The sequence below is a fragment of the Sediminibacillus sp. JSM 1682029 genome (assembly GCF_041366435.1).
Taxonomy (GTDB): Bacteria; Bacillota; Bacilli; order Bacillales; family Amphibacillaceae; genus Sediminibacillus; species Sediminibacillus terrae.
Window position 1 is genome coordinate 569220 of the sequence record NZ_JBEWYY010000001.1, and the last position, 13765, is coordinate 582984.

The window sequence follows — 13765 nt, forward strand, 5'->3', positions numbered from 1 at the left end:
CCCCCCTTTTTTCTCTAGTAAAATTCTTTCTTAGTGTACAGCCTGCTTGCCAGGAAATAAGCAACTGCATTCCAAAACAGTAAATAAACAAGATTAAACATTTGATCCTGCCAGGACAGCCATAACGGCATTTCAATGTGAATCGGATGTAAAAACACCGCAAAATCGAGTAAATAGGGAAATGGAGTTCCGAACAAAACCATCATGCCGATAAACGTGAGTGTTTTTTTTCGGAACACTGTTTGGAAGCATAAAACGAACATGCTGACCATCATTAAATAGAAAAAACGATTGCTCCATATGTAGAACCAAACTTTCCAACCCGTCACGTGCGGCACATAAAACGGGAAATGCGCTTTATTGTCGAGAAAATAATAAATCGCTCCCGATTCTTCTCCCCATAAATTGTCCAGACTGCCGGTCAAGAAATATGCAGCTGACAATCCAGCCGCTGCCATCAAACAAATCAACAAAAAGTTGAAACAAACAGCAAAGATTACATGTTGAGAGAACAACTGTTTGCGCTGCTTAAGCCTAGTGACGACCATTACGGTTTCCATCCTGTCTATCATCAATGGAAACACTAGCGTAATAATGGGAAGTGCACCATATAGCAGCACAGTCGCACCTGCGCTTCCACCGCCCTGCAAATTCGCTATAAAGTCAAATAAAGAATGATTATAAGGCCCCGATAGGGACATGGCAATCGAGGCCATGATCACAAGCAGTATGTAAAACAAACCCGCCACCAGGTGTTTCCATGACCAATAACCTTTCCAAAACACCCGCATCCTAATCCCATCCTGTTTTCTCGCCACCGGCTTTGGCGCCATATGTTTCCTTACCATATTCTTCAAAAGGCAGTTCCTCACTACCTGATACATCCAATTGGAAAACTTCCTCTGCATTTTCAATCCCTTTATTAATGGAAATATCCGCGACCTTTATAAAATATACGGATTTATCTTTGTCTTCCTCTCCATAGCATTGCAAATCGAGCAATACGCCGGTTTCTTTGGCGACCGTCATCTCAAACGGACCAGCCAGCATCTCGGAAGTATCTTTTGTGAGTGTCCCCTTTATTTTGAACGCAGGAATGCCGAACGCTTTCTTTTCCTTGTATTCCCAGCTGTCATAATTATCGTAGAGAAGCATCCACCATTCGCTGCCAATGACATAACCTAAATAGGTCGTCATTACTTCTACATCGTCTTGATTATTAACGGGCTTCAGAGAATAAAGTCGTTTTTCTTTTAGCTGCCTGAGAATCTGGCCATCATTCAGTAAAATTTGCTCGGTTTCCACTACACTTCCATTCCCCAATGTCTCATAGACGGCTTTATTTTGCTTTTGTTCAAAATCGACATGAAAGGTGACGCGATTTTCCACTTGGCCGTTATTTCCGTATTCATACGACCCTTCGGCATTGTCAATGTAATCCCATGCATAATACATTTTTTCCACGATAGCAAATTTATCGGGATTTTCTTGCGCATATTTTTCTTGTTCCTCGAGTTTAAATGGGAAGTCATCTTCGAGCAGGGGATTTTTATGCTTCGTTTCCTGGGCAATTTCATCGGGATCATTTGATAGCTGCTGTTTTTTTTGCGGTTCTTCTTTATTCAACGCCCCGGCTATCGTCGGATACAATTTAATGCCTGTTAACGTCAGCGCGAGTATTGTAATCAGTAGAACTGGAAAGTATTTTTTCACACACTGCCCTCCTTCATCATGAATTTATAAACAAATTGTTTATCACTCTATTCACTACCTTATTTTACCATTACAATGTATAATTACAACATTATTGTAAAAATTCTGTAATATTAATTATTATCTCCCCAACATTCATTCGCACACTTTCCCTGCCCATTCATATAGTAAAACCACCACAACTTACCGGGGGTGCTGTTATGCACAATCTTCCTGCAGCCGATTTGGGAATCATGGCCGAGCACTTATCTGCGCACAAGGGAATCATCCATAAACTGAACGTTTACCAGCGAATGGTCCAGTCGCCACAATTGAAAAAAATCATCCGTCAGCAGGCCAATGCCATGCAGGGTCATGTCCATATCATGCTCGCTTTTATTGATCCTGCTTATCATGAACCGATTGAAGTACCGCCTTTATATGTATTCGAGGAAAAAGGATATGAAAACTGGCAAAATGGAGAAGCGGGAGAAAACGACCAGTGGATTGCCTTGGAGGTCCACTCCACGGCTAAGCAAATGGCTGACGACAATTTTTCTTCTGCTTTGATGATGAAGGACATGGCGGTGAGAAATGCCCATGTAGAGATGGCTCTGCAGCAGACAGAGCTACTTAGAAGATATGACGCCTTTCTGGAGGAAATGGGCTGGATGTATGTTCCACTTTCGGACATAAGATCGCAACAAGACACCTACCGGCATTTCTATCAGGCTTTTTACTCGTAAAAAAACAATCAATCAATTCATATGCAGCAATCGGTAAATCGTTTGCTGTTCACCGAAACGTTCGACTGATCGTGACTCTTCCATTCCCAACCTTTCCAAAAGCCGTCTTGATCGTTCATTTTCCGTTTGTGTTTCTGCCACTATTTCTGGAAGCCCCAAAGCAGCAAACCCATGATCGATTACGGCTTTGACAGCTTCTGTTGCATAGCCCTTCCCCCAAAACACAGGGAGAAATTGATACGATACCTCGGTAGCATGCCCATCGTGATGGAGATCGAGCGAAACCGTGCCGATAAAGCTCTCCGTTGATTTCTCCCTTACCGCCCAATGGCAAGAGGGCGTACCAGAGGCAAATAACTGCTGAAAGTTTTCGCTGATTTTATGTTCCGGTACCGTGCCGCCAAGATATTTTCTCACTTTCTCATTTCGGTAAAGCTGCAGAATCCCTTTGTAATCACCAGGCTGTAACAGTCGCAATATACAATGATTTGTCACTAACACTCCTTGTCAACTCCTTATAGACCGCATAATCGGGATGTTGGCGGCATACATATAAAGCCATACATCAATGGAAGGAACGTGATAGGAATATGGAAGAAAACGATCGTTCCCAGCTGAACACCGAATCAGAAGCACGCAGCGGAACACCTGAAGAAACCCCTGTGATGCTGCAGCCGATTGTCCAGCCGGCATATATCAACCAAATGCCCTCCCCTACCACTCCCGTTTACTCAGTCCCGGCTTTGCCCCAGCCTACACAGTATATGGCCCCTTTCGAACCCGTCTATGTCGATCATCTAAGCCGGCACCAAGGCCAGCAAATCAGCGTGATGACCACTGCAGGAAAAGTGGAGGGGCTGCTTAGTGGCGTTGCTGTGGATCATATCCAATTGAACATAAGTAAAACGCGGGCACTTCATATCCGGATTTCGCAGATTGTATATTTTGAAGGGCTGCCGATTACGTACCGTTAATGCCCAATCGGCTTCTGTATCCATCCCTCCTGCTCTCCTTACAAAATTACTAGTAAAATCACCGAAAATCCTGCAAAATAAAGAAAATTTTTAAAGGAAAGCAGCAGGTTAAGTCGAATTAAATCAGGAGGCAACTATTCGGAATAGAGGTGATTACATGTGCACAACTAAAACCCCTAAACTTCCGCTGACAGCAGAAGAGAGAAGCTGCTTACGAAAAGCGAAGATAAGACTCAATCAGATTGCCAATTTAGAGTTAAAAACGCTATCTGATTTAATGGATATCACTTATGATCGAGCCCGATTGTTAAAAGGATTGGCAACCTTCCAGCAAATACCGTCGATTGGCTGCCGGATGGCTGAAAATCTGGTGCATTACCTCGGGAAGTACTCGTTCGAGGATGTACGTGGCGAAAATCCGGCTGAATTACTGGATTGCCTGGAAAAGAAGCTCCGTACACCAGTTGATCCGTGTGTAGAGGATCAGCTTCGCTGTGTGGTATATTATGCAGAAAACCCGGACAGCAAGAAACAGTGGTTTGAATTTACCGCTGAAAGAAAAAATTATCGTGAGAGACATGGTTACCCATCCTCAAGGCCCAAGCCGGTCGGGTAATCGTCAAGGAGGAATATCTTGAAAATACGTCCATCTTTGCACCAGGATTCACAGCAATTAATGCAGCTGAACAATCTAATCTGGAATGTAGAAAACACACCACACCCACATAAGTGGGAATCGCTTGCCGCTTATGAGGAACGCTGTCCGCCCGGCAGTCAATACGTTGCTGTAATCGATGAATCTGTTGCAGGTTTTATCAGTTATCGGAGTCCTATACCGCTAGATTCCAACCGACACGTTTGGGAGTTGGTGATTGGCGTCCATCCAGACTTTCAGGGACAAAAAGTTGGTTCAACCCTTTTGCGGTTTGTCGAAAAAGAAGCAAAAAAACAGGGCATCCATAAACTATGTCTGCGTGTAATGACAACCAATCTCTCAGCAATCCACTTTTATGAACGCAACGGATATAGAGAACAGGGAAGATTGGTAGATGAGTTTTTTTTAGATGGAATGTATGTCGATGACCTGATGATGTACCGGATACTGAACTGATTTTCACTTAGAAAGAGATAAACAAAAACATGCCAGAGGATTCGACAATTGAAAAACTGAAGGTCTTTGAAAAGTAGAATTTTAAAAAAGTGGTCAGTATGGAACTGAATTTCCATACTGACCACTTTTTATCTAATTTCAAGTGATTTATGCCATCTATTCCTTCATTCGTTTAACGATTCGTTTCACATTAGCTGTGAAAATCGCCATCGATCTTACATCGAATCCCTTCCTTTTATGTATTACTTTCCTGGTACAAGAAAAAAGAGTGACTTTCTTTTATAAATCAAAGAAAATCACTCTTTTTCGTTTTACCATCGGTTGATTCCACGATGAGCGTTCGGTGGTGACGCCTGCGGGAACAGCACGAGCCAAAGATCCACTTGGTCAAGTGATTTTCTTGACCAAGTTAGCTGAGGCCGTGCCCGCGGCAAGCATCCACCGATAAGCGATTCGGGAGAATCAACAACAAACTTTAACAGCTCTCTTAGATTAGAAGGGACTTTTCAGTGTCCTCGAGGATTCCGGCATGTTTTTTCAATGGAATAGATTTTTATATTTTTATGTCACCAAAGCCTGAATCCAGGCGATCCCGGAGGAGCATTTTCGATAATTTCCATAATCGGGATGGTATAAGCGAACAAGATCAATGCGACGCAAACACCGATCCACAGCTTCCAATTTTCCAGGATTGCCGGAGTACGTTCTGCCTGATCCGCCACTTCGCCGATAGGGTACGCTTCCACCCCTTTTGGTGCAAAAAAGCTCAAATGGACGACAATGTAAATCAAGACGAGAATGCCGATAAACAAGAAGCTCCCTCCGACAGCCATTGCCACTTCATAAGGAATCCACCCCAATGCATCGGGGTAATCACCATATGTCGTATAAGCGGTTCTTCTCGGGGCCCCTAACAATCCGACCGTATGCATCGCCCCGGACATCATCGCCATCCCTACTACCCAAATGATTGTCTGGATGTTGGCAAGCAAGTTGATTTTCTTTGTCAAAGTCCGCCCTGTCAAATGCGGGATCAGCCAATAAGCAATTCCGAAAAAGGTCAAAGCGACACTGGTTGCTACCGTCAAGTGAAAATGACCGGTGACCCAAAGCGTGTTATGAATGACTTGATTCAGTTGGTTACTGGCATTGATGATGCCCCCTGCCCCGGCAGGAATGAATATCAGCATTCCCATAAATGGTGCAAAGAACCGTGCATCCTTCCATGGCAATTTTTTCACCCATCCGAACAATCCTCTAGCACCCTTCTGCCTGCCGCTCAATTCAAAGGTGGCAAACAAGGAGAAGGCTGTCATCAACGAAGGGACGATGACCATAAAGGTCAGGGTTACCTGGATAAACTTCCATGTATGCGATACTCCGGATTCGAGCAATTGATGGTGAAAGCCGACCGGGATCGAAAACAGCAAGAACAAGACAAAGGACAATCTGGCCAACGAATCACTGAAAATTTTTCCGCCAATGATTTTCGGAATGATGACATACCAGCAAATATAAGCAGGCAGCAGCCAAAAATAGACAAGCGGATGGCCGAAATACCAAAACAGTGTACGGCTCAACAGGACATTGATGGTGTCCACCCAGCCGAATGACCATGGAATCAATTGCAGGACGACGGTAGCTGCCACGCCCAGTGTGGCGATCAGCCAAAGCAGCATTGTCATCACTGCCATGAAACTGAACAACGGAGAAAGCTGACCTGGATTGGCTTTTTTCCAATTACGGTACTGGCGGAACATGCCGGCTCCGCTGATCCAGCTTCCGATCACGACAAGTGCAAGCCCAATATAAAACCATGGCGAGGCCTGAAGCGGCGCGTAAAATGTGTACAACACACTGGCATCGTTGGTCAAGATCATGATCGTGGTGATCACGGTTCCTGTTGTCATGACATAATAGCCGGCCCAGCCAAGTTTTCGCGGTCCTTCAGCCAGCGTTCCCGTTGTTTTGCTGATGCCCGAGTACAAAAATCCAATTATAAAATAAGTAGTGAATACAAGTGCTAACAGAACGCCATGGGCGGTCAACAGCTGATAATAGCCAATCCCCGCTGGCAATGTGATCGCCCCGCTGCGGACGAAGGTTTGCAGCAGTCCGGCAATCCCTCCAAGCAATACGGCGATAAAGCCTACATAAATGTGGGCAAGACTCAATTTCGCATCTTTCCGATTGATCAACGTGGTTTCCATTTAATTCACCTCTATCCTTCCGCTCATGGCCTGATGTCCGACTCCGCAATATTCATTGCAAATGATCAAAAACTCACCGGCTTCGTCGAACGTGTGGGTAATCGTATTGATATGCCCTGGTGTGATCATCATGTTCACGTTCGTCCCCGGAATCGAAAAACCATGAACCACATCCGCGCTCGTCACCTTGAAATGAACGGTCGCCCCCTTCGGCACTTCTAAGGGTTCCCCGAACATGAACGCCTGGGCAACCATCACCGCTTCATATTCATTGTCCCCGATTTTCTTCAGACCAGGGTCATCGAAAGGTGCTGTTTCCTTCACTTTTTCCGGATCGATTGTCGTCATGTCGCTTGGCGGATGATGTCCCATGGCAAACGCGCTGACGCCGATTACCGACAGGAATACAATCAATGTGATACCGCCAAAAATCAGCCATATTTTTTCATACTTGTGCATGTGCATCTGTTACTCCCCCTTTTCCTACCTGGATAGATAAAGCGCGTACACCCCGATCCAGGATAATATGATAAATCCTCCGACGAGCATGACGGACAACAAGGTTCCGTTAAGCTTCGATTCTGTTTTCCCGGCGTGCTCTTTTTCGGCTTCGAACGATTTGGCAGAATCCAATTTCGCCATCGTGAACGCTCCCTTCCCTTTAATCTAATTTGATTGTAGCGGAACATGACAGGTCGATTCTGTGATAAATATCACATCCTTTTCAATAAGTCGGGAATGTGACTTCCATTACAGTTTTGTGTTTTCAAAACAGTTATGCTGAACAGGAAAAAACAAGGGAGGGGAAAGGATGAAAAGCGGCATTATAATAGCAGATCGAAGCATCCATCCATATGCGGAAGAAATTGCGTTACAAACGCTGGCCGGTGAAAGACTGATCAACCGGCAAATCAGGGAAATGCAGCAATTTGTCGAAGAAATTGTGCTCGTCACCGAAAATCCGATGACGTTTTTGCCACGGGTCGGATCAGATATCCGCATTGTCACCGTTTTCCACAAAAACAAAGGGGTATTAGGGGCAATTCATGCCGGGTTCTCCCTTGCCAGCCATCCTTTAATCTGGCTGGTCAGCTGTGATATGCCCGCTTTATCCTCTCAAGCGGCAGCAGCGATGAAGGAGAGACTTCAACAAACGGGTCATTCGGCAGTCGTTCCGTATTTCCAAAACACCCCGATTCCGTTTCATGGATTATACCGACGTCAGCAGACGCTGAAAACGGTTTGTGCATGTATAGAAAAACGGAAGCCTGTATCGTTCTACGAATGTTTTCAATTGTTGGAATGGATGGGAATGGATGAGACGGAATTGCAGAGGTATGGATTGAACAGCCAGTTTTTCAGACGATATCCCGATGATAAGCTGTACAAACCCCTTTAGCGTTGAATACTGTAAAGGAGGATGAGGATAAAACGAAGGATTATAGAAAGCTCGCTAGTAGGCTGGGATTTCTATAAGTTTTAAAGATGGTAAAATGAATATCCACCTGTATATCAATTCCTTTTTATCGCTTCTCTTACAACAAAATTGTGATAGAATCAATCGGTAGATAAGCTTGAAAAAGGGGGGAGGTTTCCATTAAAAAAGTAGTTACGCTTGTTATTTTCGCCGCACTCCTCTGTACATTTGTTCTTTCCTGGCCCAGCATACGAAAAAATTACTTTCCGGAAAAAGAAGCAGAACATATGATCAATCACTATTACCAATCCCTTATCAATGAAGAATATGAAGAAGCCTTTGAAGTTTTATATCTCTACGATTATCAAGAAAATACGAACGAATACTTGTCTACCGGAACAAAATTAACGAAAGCAGAGGCGAAGGACTTTTATTTGAAAAAAACTGCCTTTTTAGAAGAGCAGAACTACGCCCTCAAAGGCTATGAGATTTCAGAGGTGGAATATGCGGATGGTCATACTTTCTGGTTTCATATTTTAGTAACTGCAGAGGTGAATGGAAAAAAGAAGGAGTACCATGAAATAGCACACATTTGGAAAGGGAAATTACTTGTAGGTGAAAGAGATGATCCATATGTGCGATTCAGAGATGGAAAAATGAACATAACACTTCAAACACCATCCAAGGCAAAATAAGGCTTTATTCTTCCGGAAGGACTAATCCCCACTATCGCTTCCATAAATAAAAAAACCGGGGGTTTCCCCGGGAGACGGATCAACTATAAACGGCAGATGCCAAGCGGGCATTCTTCACAATGGCAGATGGCTTTTAGTTCAGCCAAGTCAAGAATCACGATCCGGCCATGTTCGATGTCGATGAACTGTTGCTTTTTCAATTGGTTCAACATCCGGTTGACCGTCTCGCGGGTAGCGCCGATCAGGCTGGCAAGCTCTGCATTGGTGAATTTTTCAGTGAAGCGGATGGTTCCGCCATCCTGCACGCCATATGTGTTGGCAGCACGAATAAGAGTGGAAGCGAGCGCTCCATTTTTCCCATGGAACATCAAATCTCTCAGCTTCACCTGGGTAAGCTGCTGCATGTATCCGAGCCAGCGGCTGAATTCAATCGCCAAATCACCGTGCTGCCATAACAGGATTTCCAGATCACGCTGCTGGATGACGCCGACCCGCGCATCCTGCAAGACTTCGGCAGTGTATGACATCTGCCCTTCCTGTCCGGGGTATTGGATTTCTCCGAACAAATCACCTTCATGGAAATAATAAAGGCACAAGTCCTTGCCATCATCTGCTGTTTTCACCAGGCGGACGGAGCCACTTTCAAGAAAATAGAGTTTTTCTGCTTCGTCCCCTTCCCAAAACAATGTCGTTCCCGCCGGGAATACGTGTTGATACATGATTCCTTGTATTTTTTCAAAGCTTTCTTTCGTGAACTGCCAGGTGTTGCCGACTGCCTGTTCTTGTTTTACAGCAATCCCCATGTAATCCGCCTCCCCATTTTTCGATGTTGCTGTTTTCATAAATAAGTGTCTACAAGACTACAAAGTAAATGCATGCTTCCTTTGTTACGTTCCTGCTGGATGAAAAAAGAGGGAATGCCAGGAAGCATGTCACCAGCGGAGGAAAAACACGAAATGGCCAGGTGGAGACGGAGAGCGTTAGGAGGCTCACCAACCACCCGCGGAAAGCGCAGTGTTTTTCCATAGCGTACGATTCCCTGACATCTTATAAAAGATGATACATATCCCCTTCTTGATACTTTCATCATACGCCTCGCCCCAGCCTTTTGCATTACCATTTTGTAAAAAAATGTTACGGTATTTTGAACAGCCAGGAAATGTGACATTTCTCACAGCCAGTCATCCGGAAGATGTTTTACACTAAAAATGTGAAAAGCATTCAAACAATTTTCCGGGAGGTTTTTAACGATGAAAAAAGCACTTTTAGCACTTATGGTCTCGATGTTCATGTTATTGCTGGCGGCTTGCGGCAGTAGTGATGATGCCGGAGCAGCCGAAGGGGATGATGGTGGTTCTGCCGCAGTTGTCGATATTGCTGCAAGCAACTGGCAGTTTGATAAAGAAGAATACACGGCACCCGCTGGAGAAATCACATTCAATCTGACCAATGAAGAAGGCGTCCATGCCATCGAAATCGAAGGAACGGATGTCAAAATTGAAAACGAAGGATCCGCAACAGCTACACTGAAAGCCGGCGAATACATCATCAAGTGTGCATTGCCTTGTGGGGAAGGTCATGAAGACATGAGCTCCACTTTGGTTGTGGAATAATTGGAAAACCTCCGTACCCAAACGGGCACGGAGGTTTTTTTATTCTTCCCAAAACAATTCATCGAGGGTTTTGGACAACGTTTTGCAGATTGCAATGCACAGATTCAGGCTTGGATTATATTTCCCCAGTTCGATCAGTCCAATGGTCTGACGCGATACGCCGACACGCTTGGCCAATTCCTCCTGGGACAGATCCATTTCTGTTCTGGCTACTTTCATCCGGATGTTCTTCATCTTTCCTCATCCTGCTCTTCTTCATCTTCCAATTCCTTCGCAACCGCCTTATCGCTCCTTTTCTTTGCTCCCCAATACGCGAGACCATTCACGATCATCAAGAATGGAATATAGATTATAAAGGAAACAACCGACGTAAGCAGGAAGTAATAAACCGACTGCGTTGTTGTATCAGCGTAGCTCACTGCACTGTGAATCCCTAGAAAGATAGCCAATCCAGCACCAAACAAAGCACCAATCAAAATGGTTTTCACACTCATCGGTCGTTTGTTTGTCTGATCATGCATTTCTACTTCGGCGGAAAAAACCCCCATTCCTGTCGATCGTATCATGTAATAAATTGAAGATCCCAGTAAGATAACCAATTCCAGCCATACGTTCTGAAGATCATCATCACTTGTTACATACTTGATCACCAAAGATAGTACACAGATAGCGATTACGAAAATATAAATTTCCCGATAGATTTTGTTTTGCAGATTGATAATTCGTTCATCCTTCAAACGATTCCTATTGAAAAGACTGTTCATTCTTCACACCCTCTTTTGTGCAGGCTCTTGTTTTATTTTAGCAGGCGGAACGGATTGCGAAAAGCAGTACTTTTACAAATTACTCATGCAATATCCCGTTTGGTGAAAGTCATAAAGGCTGTTCCAAGGAACACTGCCAAGTACAGAAACAGCATGACGATCGAAAATGTCATCGTCATTCCTTCCACAAAAGGAGTCCCACTCACATAACGGTTGAGATCTGTATTGGCAAACAACAAGTACTTGGTCCAATCGAACCGTTCTGCCAGCAAGCTCGTGAAAGTGCCCCCCATCAAATACGCAAACAGCGAAACACCGAGGGATACTGCTGTATTTCTGAAAATCGCGGACAAGGCAAAAGCAAGCGACACCATCATCCATAGGTCGATAGTGGAGAAAAAGAAGTAACGAAGCAGATATACGAGCACATTCTCTTCGGAAACGACTCCGTTGTTGACCGTCAAGTGGATCATGGAATCGCCCGTTCCAAACAGGATTATCCCCACCGCGAGCGAGGCAAGTAAAAGCAGTACCACAAGCAGCAAGCCGTAAGTCAATACTGTCAAATATTTGGCAAGCAGTACTTTCCAACGGGCGGCAGGACGGATCATCATCAGCTTAATCGTTCCCCCGCTGAATTCTCCAGAAACAATTCCTGCCGCAATAATCATCACCAACAAACCGGCAACAGAAATCAAGGGAACATTTTCCACAGTATAAGACCAGACACTCAGCTGTGATCCTGGTTTTATGTCGTGCTCAATCCGATAATCATTGACAGCAATCAAATTCCGGTTGTTTTCTGTCAAAATCGGGTTATTGGCATGCTCCTGGTTTTCTTCCTTCAGCTGCTCGCTTTTCGCAGCCAGATCCTCCTTCCAATTATCGGGCACCGAATGAGCGTCCTCTGTGACTTTGCCAATCATCCCAGTAGCTATGACTAGCAGTACGATAATTATCGCCATTAAATAAATCAAAGGTTTTTTTCTTAATTTAAACCATTCATTGCGAATGAGCGTCAGCATATGCCTCCCCCTTTTCATCGGTTATTTCCAGAAAGCGATCTTCGAGTGATTGCTGGCTGTCTCTGACCCGATAAATTGGATGGTCTTGCACCGCCAACAAATGAATCACCTTCGCCGTCGTTTCTTTGTCCGCCTGGATCAAAAGTTCCCGCTGCCCTCTTGATTGTGTCTCAAGCGTTGGCAGCTTTTCTTGAAGAATTTGTTCCGCCTTGCTGCTATCGGCCAGTTCCATCACCACTTGACTGGACGGTTTCACCAGATTCTCTTGATCGGAGGTTTCTTTGATCGTTTCCGTACGGACCAGCCGTCCGTTTTGTATAATCGCTACCCGGTCGCGCATCAATTCAATTTCCGATAATAAGTGGCTCGACACGACAATCGTCATATTTTGTTCTCCCGCCAGCCGGCGGATGTACTCCCGGAATTCACGGATGCCGGCTGGATCCAGTCCATTCGTTGGTTCATCCAGTATCAGCACCTTCGGTTGATGCAACAGGCTTTGCGCTAAACCGAGACGCTGTTTCATCCCGAGCGAATAGGTCTTCACTTTTTTCTTTATGCTTTCGGTTAAACCGACAATGCTTACGACTTCGTCGATGGTTTGCCTGCCGATTTTTTTATCCTGAAGCTTGGCGAAGTAACGCAAATTGTCCAACCCGCTCATATAGGAATAAAAGTCAGGATTTTCGACAATTGCTCCAAGCTTTTGAGCTGTAGCAGAACGTTTTTCGGATACAGATAAACCATCAATCAGAATATCTCCCGAGGTCATTTTCATTAAGCCGACCATCATCCGGATTGTGGTTGTTTTCCCTGCGCCGTTTGGTCCAAGCAAGCCAACCACCTCACCTTTATGAATGTCGAGCGACAGCTGATCGATAATCGTATTGCTGCCGATTTTTTTCGTCACATTTTTCAGTTGAATGCCTAAGCTCAACTTCTATCCCTCCCTTATCTTGATTCCATCTTGATTATATTATATATTAAATTTGTCTTTTTGCAATATATATTTGTCATATTGATTATTATATTTTTCTTGGAGGTGATTGAAAAGTGGCCGGAAGGGACAAAACCATGGCCTCAAAGCAAAAAACCGAGCGAATTTGAACGATCAATCCAATTCGCTCGGTTTTGAATGTTTGTGTTCCTTGATAGACTTTTTATTATCCTATTAATTGATGCGTGGTTCGTATCGCTACGCTTTAGGGGGTTTATTTTTATTTAACCAAGACAAAATAAATAGAACCATAGTCTTCTATTGGCTGGTTTCTAAACAATTATGAAGCCGAAAGTCAGCACGGAAGGTTTTTTTATTTTAAAAGGAGAACTTGCGAACCAATTCCATAAGAATAACTTCTCCTGTTTCCATACAGACTGGCTTTCTTCCTATAACGGTATGAGAAAAAAGCAGAAATCAGCCAGGAGTGAGCATCGCCCGTTTGCGAACAATTCCACATGAACGGAGGCAAGGTATGCAGACTCCTGCGGGAGGAGCGCGAGTTGAAGATCCACTTGGTA

Annotated in this window: 18 protein-coding genes; 7 read left to right on the top strand and 11 right to left on the bottom strand. The window is 44.4% G+C overall.

The genetic code is table 11. From position 1 onward, the window contains the following. Nucleotides 1-14: 14 nt before the first annotated feature. The gene (locus ABVF09_RS02855) at nt 15-791 is read right to left on the bottom strand and encodes a hypothetical protein (RefSeq protein WP_371068579.1); all 777 of its coding nucleotides are present in this window, start codon (nt 789-791) and stop codon (nt 15-17) included. A gap of 1 nt (nt 792) precedes the next feature. Then, on the bottom strand, nt 793-1713 hold the full coding sequence (locus tag ABVF09_RS02860) for a hypothetical protein (protein WP_371068580.1): 921 nt from the start codon (nt 1711-1713) through the stop codon (nt 793-795). A 200-nt stretch (nt 1714-1913) separates the two neighbouring features. Here ABVF09_RS02860 and ABVF09_RS02865 point away from each other — a divergent pair, with 200 nt between their 5' ends. Beyond that, on the top strand, nt 1914-2438 hold the full coding sequence (locus ABVF09_RS02865; protein ID WP_026771590.1) for a hypothetical protein: 525 nt from the start codon (nt 1914-1916) through the stop codon (nt 2436-2438). 12 nt (nt 2439-2450) lie between these two features. Here the strand turns inward: ABVF09_RS02865 and ABVF09_RS02870 are convergent, their stop codons facing one another. Then, nucleotides 2451-2939 (bottom strand): GNAT family N-acetyltransferase, encoded by a 489-nt coding sequence (locus tag ABVF09_RS02870; RefSeq protein ID WP_026571785.1) that lies wholly within the window; start codon nt 2937-2939, stop codon nt 2451-2453. 89 nt (nt 2940-3028) lie between these two features. Between ABVF09_RS02870 and ABVF09_RS02875 the strand changes: the two genes are divergently transcribed. The 3 genes from ABVF09_RS02875 (at nt 3029) to ABVF09_RS02885 (ending at nt 4523) form a co-directional block, all read left to right on the top strand. Further along, on the top strand, nt 3029-3412 hold the full coding sequence (locus ABVF09_RS02875; protein ID WP_081718234.1) for a DUF2642 domain-containing protein: 384 nt from the start codon (nt 3029-3031) through the stop codon (nt 3410-3412). 157 nt (nt 3413-3569) lie between these two features. Next, on the top strand, nt 3570-4028 hold the full coding sequence (locus ABVF09_RS02880; RefSeq protein WP_026571783.1) for a helix-hairpin-helix domain-containing protein: 459 nt from the start codon (nt 3570-3572) through the stop codon (nt 4026-4028). Nucleotides 4029-4046: 18 nt separating this feature from the next. Further along, the gene (locus tag ABVF09_RS02885) at nt 4047-4523 is read left to right on the top strand and encodes a GNAT family N-acetyltransferase (RefSeq protein WP_026571782.1); all 477 of its coding nucleotides are present in this window, start codon (nt 4047-4049) and stop codon (nt 4521-4523) included. Between the two features lie 566 nt (nt 4524-5089). Here ABVF09_RS02885 and ABVF09_RS02890 read toward each other — a convergent pair. The 3 genes from ABVF09_RS02890 to ABVF09_RS02900 are packed head-to-tail and all read right to left on the bottom strand — an operon-like array spanning nt 5090 to nt 7375. Then, nucleotides 5090-6733, bottom strand: a complete 1644-nt coding sequence (locus tag ABVF09_RS02890) for a b(o/a)3-type cytochrome-c oxidase subunit 1 (RefSeq protein ID WP_026571781.1) — start codon at nt 6731-6733, stop codon at nt 5090-5092. Next, the gene (locus tag ABVF09_RS02895) at nt 6734-7198 is read right to left on the bottom strand and encodes a cytochrome c oxidase subunit II (protein ID WP_026571780.1); all 465 of its coding nucleotides are present in this window, start codon (nt 7196-7198) and stop codon (nt 6734-6736) included. It lies immediately after the preceding gene. 18 nt (nt 7199-7216) lie between these two features. Further along, complete coding sequence (locus ABVF09_RS02900; protein WP_371068581.1) at nt 7217-7375, bottom strand: cytochrome c oxidase subunit 2A; 159 nt, start codon at nt 7373-7375, stop codon at nt 7217-7219. 169 nt (nt 7376-7544) lie between these two features. Between ABVF09_RS02900 and mobA the strand changes: the two genes are divergently transcribed. Further along, nucleotides 7545-8132: a molybdenum cofactor guanylyltransferase gene (mobA, locus tag ABVF09_RS02905; RefSeq protein WP_153462065.1), complete on the top strand. Its 588-nt coding sequence runs from the start codon at nt 7545-7547 to the stop codon at nt 8130-8132. A gap of 305 nt (nt 8133-8437) precedes the next feature. Beyond that, the gene (locus ABVF09_RS02910; protein ID WP_153462067.1) at nt 8438-8845 is read left to right on the top strand and encodes a hypothetical protein; all 408 of its coding nucleotides are present in this window, start codon (nt 8438-8440) and stop codon (nt 8843-8845) included. Between the two features lie 83 nt (nt 8846-8928). Here ABVF09_RS02910 and ABVF09_RS02915 read toward each other — a convergent pair whose 3' ends face one another. After that, nucleotides 8929-9648 (bottom strand): Crp/Fnr family transcriptional regulator, encoded by a 720-nt coding sequence (locus ABVF09_RS02915; RefSeq protein WP_371068582.1) that lies wholly within the window; start codon nt 9646-9648, stop codon nt 8929-8931. A 447-nt stretch (nt 9649-10095) separates the two neighbouring features. Here ABVF09_RS02915 and ABVF09_RS02920 point away from each other — a divergent pair, with 447 nt between their 5' ends. Continuing rightward, nucleotides 10096-10458, top strand: coding sequence for a cupredoxin domain-containing protein (locus tag ABVF09_RS02920; protein WP_153462069.1), 363 nt, complete (start codon nt 10096-10098; stop codon nt 10456-10458). 39 nt (nt 10459-10497) lie between these two features. Here ABVF09_RS02920 and ABVF09_RS02925 read toward each other — a convergent pair whose 3' ends face one another. From ABVF09_RS02925 to ABVF09_RS02940, 4 genes are all read right to left on the bottom strand, one after another. Further along, a complete protein-coding gene (locus ABVF09_RS02925) occupies nt 10498-10692 on the bottom strand; it encodes a helix-turn-helix transcriptional regulator (RefSeq protein WP_026571775.1) in 195 nt (64 codons plus the stop codon). Continuing rightward, entirely contained in the window at nt 10689-11222 is a 534-nt protein-coding gene (locus ABVF09_RS02930) for a DUF6773 family protein (protein WP_026571774.1), read from the bottom strand. Before ABVF09_RS02930 ends, ABVF09_RS02925 begins: the two co-directional genes overlap by 4 nt. A gap of 83 nt (nt 11223-11305) precedes the next feature. Continuing rightward, on the bottom strand, nt 11306-12247 hold the full coding sequence (locus tag ABVF09_RS02935) for an ABC transporter permease (protein WP_371068583.1): 942 nt from the start codon (nt 12245-12247) through the stop codon (nt 11306-11308). Further along, nucleotides 12225-13184 (bottom strand): ABC transporter ATP-binding protein, encoded by a 960-nt coding sequence (locus ABVF09_RS02940; protein ID WP_371068584.1) that lies wholly within the window; start codon nt 13182-13184, stop codon nt 12225-12227. The genes ABVF09_RS02935 and ABVF09_RS02940 overlap by 23 nt, the downstream gene beginning before the upstream one ends. Between the last annotated feature and the right edge of the window lie 581 nt (nt 13185-13765).

Excerpts from the sequence above, each read along its gene's own strand:
- ABVF09_RS02890 (WP_026571781.1), bottom strand. The coding sequence starts at position 6,733 with ATGGAAACCACGTTGATCAATCGGAAAGATGCGAAATTGAGTCTTGCC.
- mobA (WP_153462065.1), top strand. The coding sequence starts at position 7,545 with ATGAAAAGCGGCATTATAATAGCAGATCGAAGCATCCATCCATATGCG.
- ABVF09_RS02915 (WP_371068582.1), bottom strand. The coding sequence starts at position 9,648 with ATGGGGATTGCTGTAAAACAAGAACAGGCAGTCGGCAACACCTGGCAG.
- ABVF09_RS02875 (WP_081718234.1), top strand. The coding sequence starts at position 3,029 with ATGGAAGAAAACGATCGTTCCCAGCTGAACACCGAATCAGAAGCACGC.
- ABVF09_RS02895 (WP_026571780.1), bottom strand. The coding sequence starts at position 7,198 with ATGCACATGCACAAGTATGAAAAAATATGGCTGATTTTTGGCGGTATC.
- ABVF09_RS02935 (WP_371068583.1), bottom strand. The coding sequence starts at position 12,247 with ATGCTGACGCTCATTCGCAATGAATGGTTTAAATTAAGAAAAAAACCT.
- ABVF09_RS02925 (WP_026571775.1), bottom strand. The coding sequence starts at position 10,692 with ATGAAGAACATCCGGATGAAAGTAGCCAGAACAGAAATGGATCTGTCC.
- ABVF09_RS02880 (WP_026571783.1), top strand. The coding sequence starts at position 3,570 with ATGTGCACAACTAAAACCCCTAAACTTCCGCTGACAGCAGAAGAGAGA.
- ABVF09_RS02930 (WP_026571774.1), bottom strand. The coding sequence starts at position 11,222 with ATGAACAGTCTTTTCAATAGGAATCGTTTGAAGGATGAACGAATTATC.
- ABVF09_RS02865 (WP_026771590.1), top strand. The coding sequence starts at position 1,914 with ATGCACAATCTTCCTGCAGCCGATTTGGGAATCATGGCCGAGCACTTA.
- ABVF09_RS02900 (WP_371068581.1), bottom strand. The coding sequence starts at position 7,375 with ATGGCGAAATTGGATTCTGCCAAATCGTTCGAAGCCGAAAAAGAGCAC.
- ABVF09_RS02920 (WP_153462069.1), top strand. The coding sequence starts at position 10,096 with ATGAAAAAAGCACTTTTAGCACTTATGGTCTCGATGTTCATGTTATTG.
- ABVF09_RS02910 (WP_153462067.1), top strand. The coding sequence starts at position 8,438 with ATGATCAATCACTATTACCAATCCCTTATCAATGAAGAATATGAAGAA.
- ABVF09_RS02855 (WP_371068579.1), bottom strand. The coding sequence starts at position 791 with ATGCGGGTGTTTTGGAAAGGTTATTGGTCATGGAAACACCTGGTGGCG.